Source organism: Idiomarina sp. UBA4206 (assembly GCF_002383015.1).
GTDB classification, from domain to species: Bacteria; Pseudomonadota; Gammaproteobacteria; order Enterobacterales; family Alteromonadaceae; genus Idiomarina; species Idiomarina abyssalis.
Window position 1 is genome coordinate 40,012 of record NZ_DFTS01000031.1, and the last position, 7,706, is coordinate 47,717.

A 7,706-nucleotide genomic window follows, 5' to 3' on the forward strand; every position below is an offset into this window, starting at 1 on the left:
CTATATTAAGGCAAAGGATCCTGATCCGCGCCTTCTTTTTCCACTTCCGTCGGCATTAAGTCTTCACGGCTTACGCCAAAGGCCAGAGCCACTGTACTGGCGATATAAATGGATGAATAAGTACCAATAACCACACCAAATAATAAAGCCGTAGCAAACCCGTGAATTAACGGTCCCCCAAGGAAGAACAAGGTTAATAACACCAATATGGTTGTTAACGAGGTAACCAATGTCCGGCTCAGTGTATCCGTTAGTGCGCGGTTGACCGTCTGTATAGGAGTCAGTTTAGCGTATTTACGGAAAGTCTCCCGAATTCGGTCACAGACAACAACGGTATCGTTAATGGAGTAACCGATAACCGCAAGTAATGCCGCCAATACCGTCAGGTCAAACTCAAGCCCCAGTATTGAAAACAAGCCCAGCGTCAGAATAACGTCATGCGCCAATGCTGCGACAGCACCTACTGCCAGACGCCATTCAAACCGCATCGCAATGTAAAGCAAAATACAAATAAGAGCGGTTAACATGGCCAGCCCACCCTGTTCGATGAACTCATCACCAACATTGGGGCCAACAAACTCTATACGGCGCATCTCAACGGTTTGCTCAAATTCACCGCGCAAAGAGTCAAGAATATCGGTGCCGAGCTGCTCGGCTTTCACGCCTTCACGCGGCTCCAGACGAATAAGGATATCTTCCTGGGTGCCGTAGTTCTGAACCACAGCATCACCGAAGCCCTTATTGTCTAACGCACTTCTTACCCGGCTTAAATCTGCCGGTTTTTCAAAACCCACCTCAAGCAGTGTTCCGCCGGTAAAATCAAGCCCAAAATTAAGCTTATTGACCGACAACGAAGCGATGGAGGCCACCACCAGTATAATACTGATAATGCCCATAATTCCGCGGAACCGCATGAAGGGAAGTCGTTCATTTGTCTTTATAATCTCTTGCATGGCTCCCCCTAGATAGGCAGTTTAGACAGCTTTTTGCCGCCCCAAACTGAGTTAACAATGGCTCGGGTTCCGACTATCGCAGTAAACATGGATGTGATAATCCCGATAGCAAGAGTGATGGCAAAGCCTTTAATAGGACCGTTACCAATAGCGAACAATATAAGCGCCGCAATTAACGTTGTGACGTTAGCATCGGCAATGGTCGACAAAGCGCTGTCGTAACCATGATGAATGGCCTGTTGCGGACTCCGCTTAGCTTTAATTTCTTCGCGTATACGCTCAAAAATAAGCACATTGGCGTCAACGGCCATACCGACGGTCAATACAATACCGGCCATACCTGGCAAGGTCAGTGTTGCGCCGGGTATCATCGACATAACACCGATAATAAGAATCAGGTTAGCTGCCAAAGCTGTGTTTGCCACCAAACCAAACTTTTTGTAGTACACAACCATAAAGGCCAGTACTAAAACAAAACCCCAGAAAATGGCCTGTGTACCTGAATCAATGTTTTGCTGTCCCAGGCTTGGTCCTACGGTGCGTTCTTCAACAATCTGTATGGGTGCTATCAGCGCACCGGCGCGTAATAGCAGCGCCAGATTCTGTGCTTCGTTAGCGCCAACACCCGTAATACGGAAGCTACTGCCTAAACGAGACTGAATAGTGGCTACGTTAATAACTTCTGCGTTTTTGGTGAATTGCAGGTTACCTTCTTCATCACGCTCATCGGTGGCTTTATATTCGATAAAAACCCTTGCCATAGGCTGACCAACATGGTCTTTGGTTGCCATAGACATTTTATTGCCGCCAGCACCATCCAGCGTAATATTAACCTGAGGACGGTTGTACTCATCGTAACCAACGCCTGCGTTAACAATATGGTCACCAGTCAGAATAACGTCTTCTTTCAGTAGCTGCTGTGGACCATCACGCATTGGCATTAACTCACTACCAAAAGGCACTCGGCCGTTGACGGCGTCGCGTGCGTCGTTTTCGGAGTCAACCATACGGAACTCCAGCGTTGCTGTAGCCCCTAAAATTTCTTTCGCCCGGGCGGTATCCTGCACCCCGGGAAGCTCAACAACAATGCGGTTAGAGCCCTGACGTTGAATAACTGGCTCTGCAACACCCAGCTCATTCACCCGGTTACGCATAATGGTGATGTTTTGCGACACCGCGTAATCTCGAGTTTCCGCAAGCTTCTGATCACTCATCTGCAACTGCAGCAGTCGGTTTTCTTCGTCTTCTACCAGGTTATAGCCCTGATACCTGCCGTCTAAGTAGCTTGCGGCCTCGGCATAGGCTTCGTCAGTACGCAGCTCAACTTCTACCGTAGTGTCGTCAACTCTAACGGCACTGTAACGAATACGCTCTTCACGCAACTCTGTGCGGATTGTGTCTTTCATACCATCGACAATTTTGCGGACAGCTTCGTCCATGTCGATTTCCATTAAGAAGTGCACACCGCCGCGCAAATCAAGCCCAAGCTTCATCGGCTGAGCACCAACACTTTTCAGCCACTCTGGTGTTGCGGGCGCTAAGTTCAAAGCAACAATGTAATTATCACCTAAGCTGTCCAGGATAGTTTCCCGGGCTTTTAGCTGCTCATCGTCCGAGTTTAAGCGGATCAGTAGCTGCTCTTCTTCTAGTGCGATACTTTTTGCTTGTATGCCAACGTTTTCCAGACTGCTTTTTACGCGATCCATAGTGCTGGTATCAATGGTCGCATTTCGGTTTGCGGAAACTTGAACTGCCGGGTCTTCACCGTAAATATTTGGCAGCGCATAAAGCGCTGCCACTAAAACGATAAAAATAACCAGCAGGTTTTTCCACAACGGGTATTTATTTAACACGTCGTGCCCCTGTTTCTAATGTCAGAGATTAGAGAGACTTCATTGTTCCTTTAGGAAGAACGGAAGTCACAGAACCTTTCTGGATGGTTACTTCTAGCTCGTCAGTCAAAGCAATAACAAGAAAGTCTTTATCGTCGCTTACTTTGGTAATTTTACCGACTAAACCGCCTTGAGTAAGTACTTCATCACCCTTGCTCAATGCACCCATCAATTCTTTATGCTGCTTAACACGCTTAGCTTGCGGACGGTAAATCATGAAGTAGAAAATCAAAGCAAACATTACCAGCATGAAAATTAATTCCATGCCACCGCCACTTTGGCCACCTGCGTCTTGCGCGTAAGCTGAGCTAATAAAAAAGTCCATAAAATTCCCTCAGTTAATTTAAATTTATTATTAATTTTTGAACAACCATCTCACGATATGGGGACAGCTATTGCAAAATACAATTCAATTTATCTAAACCCGTTATACTATCAGAAAGTTTAACGCCGCTCAGTATTATCAAATATCATATCCCAAACTTTTCAGCCTGCGCCTCAAACCAATTTGTGATACTTGTAAATCCCACATCATTTTTTCGGTGTCAGAACGGTTTTTCTCGTAGCTTTGCTTAATCTCTTCTTCGGATAAATCCTGTGCGGTTCGCACACCTTCAAAACGTTGAATTAACTGATAAACAGACGCTCGGGAAATACCGAGTTTTTTCGCTGTAGCCTGCAGCTCAAAGCGACAACTTTCCAGCGTTTCTAATAACTCGTTGCGGCTCACGCTGTTTGGTCGCCGCTGAACATGTGTTTCTTCTTCCCAATGACCATTTACCGAGGTGGGCCTAAGCATAGAGAGTAGTTGCGGATCCAAATGCAATTGCTCCTGATCGCGGCTATCAATAACCACCTGTCGAGCAACATTTCGCAACTGCCGCACATTGCCAGGCCAATGAAATGTCATTAGCTGGCTCATTAGTTCACCGGAAATTTTCGCATCGTACGCGCGGTTACCATAAAGCTTTTGCCATTGTTCCCGAACAAAATAATCGAACAACAAGCCAATGTCTTCACGCCTTTCCGTTAAAGGCGGAATAAACAACTGATAAGCGGATAGCTTTTCAATGAGCATCGATAAAGTCGAGTTTTCTTCAATGTCGCCAGGGTCTTTATGGCTGGTAAGCATAATACGACAGTTGATAGGCTGCGTATCCTCGGTGCCGACAGGGACAACTGAGCCACTTTGCAGAACAGTGTGCAATAAGCGATGCACATTCACCGAAGCGTCTTCGATATCTTCAAGTACAATAGTTCCACCGTTTGCTTGTTCAAAATAGCCAAGCTGGCGGTTTCCGTCGCGTTCGCTCCCAAACAGTTCAGCTTCGGCGACTGCGTCATGAATTGCCGCTAGGTTCACGCTGATGAACGGCTTGTCGCGCCTTTCACTGGCCTGATGAATGGCATAAGCTGCCTGCTGTTTTCCTACTCCGGCCGCACCTCTAATCATAACCGGCAGACTCATACTGGCCAGTTGCTCTACACGTTGTCTGATAGCCCGAATATCGGAACTGATACCAAAAAGTACATCGTTATCATCAACCGCAGAGTCATGCAGCGGCAGAAGCTTCAACAATAAAACGATTCTATGGTTTAAACCAATAACCACGCCATTATCCAGCTCTCTTTCGTGCAGCACATACTCGTCCTGAACGCCCCGTCCGACAACTGTTACCGTCGTTTTGGTGCTATGCGCCCGAAGCTTTATGCGCCCATCGGGTTCACTTTGAAAAATAATGGGTGAACGACTAATAAATTCATCAAGCAAGGCTCTACCGGCATTGCCATTTTTAGCGAATTCGGGTTTTACCCGGCTTAAATAATCATTGCCCTCATTGTGCAAATCAATTAATGCGGCACGTTCGCCTATCCGTGATCTATCCGGGTGCGTTGCAATAACTAACATGGGAACTCGTTGATAACTGTCAACGAGTTCGTCAACCGCGTGTTTTGTCGTGTACTGAGTTGCACTCATTCTCGCTAATCCTTAGCCCAACAGCCTTTCTGACGTTGGTGCCATGATAAAATTATGAATAGCAAATAGCCACTCAATTTGTGCTGGGAATCAATAAAGGTTAATGACAAACTAAGTTATACCATTGCTACTTTCTGATTACTCATGGAATTGATATTTTACTGGACAGATCATGCTGGTGTCGCGGTTTTTGCGATAGCTGGTACGTTATTAGCGTTTCGTAAGAAAATGGATGGTTTTGGCGTACTGGTTTTAGCATCAGCAACGGCTATTGGCGGCGGAACGACTCGCGATCTTATACTCGGTTTACCGGTTTTCTGGACTTACGATCCCAACTACCTTTACACCATTATTATTGCGGCGTTACTCACTATAGTCTGGCTGCGCTTTAAAGCCTATATTCCCATGACAACATTAATGGTCGCCGATGCCATTGGACTTGCCTTTTTTGCAACAATGGGCGCGGAGAAAACCTTATCAGCGGGCTTTTCACCTTTTATCGCTATTATTATGGGAACCATATCGGCCTGTTTTGGTGGCATGCTCCGTGACGTTCTTGCCCGTGACATTCCCATGGTTTTAAAAAGTGAGTTGTACGCAACGACTTGCATCGCAGGGGCTACGGTTTATGTTCTGCTGGTTCCTTACCAACCTTTGATTGCATTAGCTGCTGGTATGACATCAACGCTGCTGATTCGCTTAGGGGCAATTAAGTTTAACTGGTCGCTGACTGTTTTCCGTGATCAACAGGATCACCATTAGCCATGCTAAGCATCGAAGTCACCGTTTTTGCAGCAATTGCTTACTTAACCATTCTATTCAGCATTGCTTATCGCGGTGACCGGGCAGCGTCCAACCGGGTAAAGCCTTATCGCTACTCCCTGGCTCAGGGTGTGCACTGCACGTCATGGGCGTTTTTCGGAACCATTACTCAGTCTGCCTACTATGGCTGGGCCTTTGCGCCAACGTACGCCGGTGCAATTGTTGTTTTTATCGTGCTTCATGGCTTACAACTTAAGCTACTCAATTATTGTAAACACCAGAACATTACTTCCATTGCTGATCTCATCGGCACACGCTACGGCAAGTCGCCCTTATTAGCCGGAATTGTCGCCATTACCGCTTTTATCGCCGTCGTGCCATACATATCACTGCAATTACGTGCGGTCACATCAAGTTTTGCGGCTGTCACCGGGTTTGATAATAACCCGTCGTGGCTATTCGACCTTTCCTTCCTGGTAGCTTTAACCATGATTGGGTTCGGTTTCCTTTTTGGTACACGCCGCCTTAGTTTGGCCGAACAGCATTCCGGTTTAATGGATGCCATTGCTTTCGAGTCTTTAGTAAAGCTTGGTGCTTTTATCATTGTGGGGCTATTTGCCAGTTATACCGTGTTCGACGGTTTAGCCGACCTTTTCCAGACCAGTTTTCAGTCAGCGCACACTCAGGAAGTTCTGGCCGGGCGTGAGCATGGCGGCTATGTGTTTGCGGTACATATGCTGTTAGGCGGGCTATCCATGTTTTGTCTGCCTCGCCAGTTTCATGTGGGCTATGTGGAAAATACCCATCCCGATGAATTAAAAACAGCACGCTGGGCTTTTCCGCTATACCTGTTCGCTATTAACTTTTTCATACTGCCGCTGGCATTAAGCGCATTACACCTAGCACCGGAACAAGCGGGGCAGGATACCTTTCTGCTTGCCATTCCGCTTATGATGGACAGGCCGGATATTACCCTAATTGCCTTTATTTACGGTTTGTCAGCAGCGACCAGTATGGTCATTATTGCGTTACTGGCGTTGAGCATCATGGTCTCAAACGACGTGGTTATGCCCGTCTGGTTGCGCATGACCCGGCAAAAACTCAGGCAGTTTAGCTTTACGCCCAAGCGAATTTTGTCCATTCGGCGCATGACAATGGTCGTGGTCATGTTTATGGCCTACCTGTACTATCAAGCCACCATTGAGTCGATGCCATTGGTAAACTCCGGGTTACTCTCACTGGCCTTACTGGCTCAGTTGGCTCCCGCTATTTTAGCGACGGTTGTGTGGCGAAATGCGACTCAAACCGGGGTGCTGGCCGGACTCGCTGTCGGTACGATTCTCTGGCTGGTACTTTTACTCATTCCATCCATCGGCCGTCAACCTCTGGTTACCGATATTGATATCGCCAATGGCGTACTCATTAGCCTGGGAGCCAACCTAGCCTGCTTTTGGTTATTCTCGGTAATTAGCAGAAACGTTCAGACAGAACTGCCCCATATTGATAACAGTGACAGTTATACACAACAGCCAAGTCTCACCTGGGCCCGGTTGCGCTCACTTTTATCCCGGTTTTACGACGACCAGCAATTAGCGGCTATTCAACAGCGGCTGAGAATGGATCTGTTAACCCCGGAAGGTCAGGCTATGGTTCCGGCTCCTATGCTGGTTCGTATCGAGCGCGAGTTGTCAGCGGTAATAGGCACTTCAGCCAGCCGGCTTCTGCTGGATACCGTTTCGGAACAGCAGGAATTCCCGGTTTCCCGGGTGGTTGACTGGGCAACAGAAGCGTCACGTCTTTATCAGTTTAACCGGGAGCTTTTACAGGCTTCCGTCGAAAATATTCCGCAGGGCATTAGTGTGGTCGACCAAAAGCTGAGACTGGTAGCCTGGAACCGTCGTTATCTGGAGATATTTGCTTACCCGGACGGATTAGTCCGCTCAGGAATGCCTGTTGAAGAACTGCTGCGTTACAACGCCAGTCGCGGTCTGCTAAGTACCTCTGAAAACGGAGACGTCGAAAGTGAAATTCAAAAACGTCTGAGTTACTTACGTGCTGGTAGTGCCTATCGTTACCAGCGCCAGCAGGGCTCATTAACAATAGAACTTCAGGGAAACCCAA

6 protein-coding genes are annotated in these 7,706 nt (G+C 47.4%); 2 read left to right on the forward strand and 4 right to left on the reverse strand.

All coding sequences use genetic code 11. The annotated features are described in order from the left end of the window. Positions 1 to 5: 5 nt before the first annotated feature. The 4 genes from secF to B3180_RS06675 all read right to left on the reverse strand — a co-directional run bounded on the left by secF (position 6) and on the right by B3180_RS06675 (position 4,823). Positions 6 to 953, reverse strand: coding sequence for a protein translocase subunit SecF (gene secF, locus B3180_RS06660; protein WP_278356301.1), 948 nt, complete (start codon positions 951 to 953; stop codon positions 6 to 8). Between the two features lie 8 nt (positions 954 to 961). Next, on the reverse strand, positions 962 to 2,806 hold the full coding sequence (gene secD / locus B3180_RS06665) for a protein translocase subunit SecD (protein WP_286843670.1): 1,845 nt from the start codon (positions 2,804 to 2,806) through the stop codon (positions 962 to 964). Between the two features lie 28 nt (positions 2,807 to 2,834). After that, the gene (gene yajC, locus B3180_RS06670; RefSeq protein ID WP_054489456.1) at positions 2,835 to 3,170 is read right to left on the reverse strand and encodes a preprotein translocase subunit YajC; all 336 of its coding nucleotides are present in this window, start codon (positions 3,168 to 3,170) and stop codon (positions 2,835 to 2,837) included. 138 nt (positions 3,171 to 3,308) lie between these two features. Next, positions 3,309 to 4,823, reverse strand: a complete 1,515-nt coding sequence (locus B3180_RS06675) for a sigma-54-dependent transcriptional regulator (protein ID WP_222235763.1) — start codon at positions 4,821 to 4,823, stop codon at positions 3,309 to 3,311. A gap of 144 nt (positions 4,824 to 4,967) precedes the next feature. Between B3180_RS06675 and B3180_RS06680 the strand changes: the two genes are divergently transcribed. After that, entirely contained in the window at positions 4,968 to 5,585 is a 618-nt protein-coding gene (locus tag B3180_RS06680) for a trimeric intracellular cation channel family protein (RefSeq protein ID WP_054489461.1), read from the forward strand. Positions 5,586 to 5,587: 2 nt separating this feature from the next. Further along, positions 5,588 to 7,706 (forward strand): PAS-domain containing protein (locus B3180_RS06685; protein WP_286843673.1); only part of this gene is annotated, 2,119 nt, incomplete at its 3' end.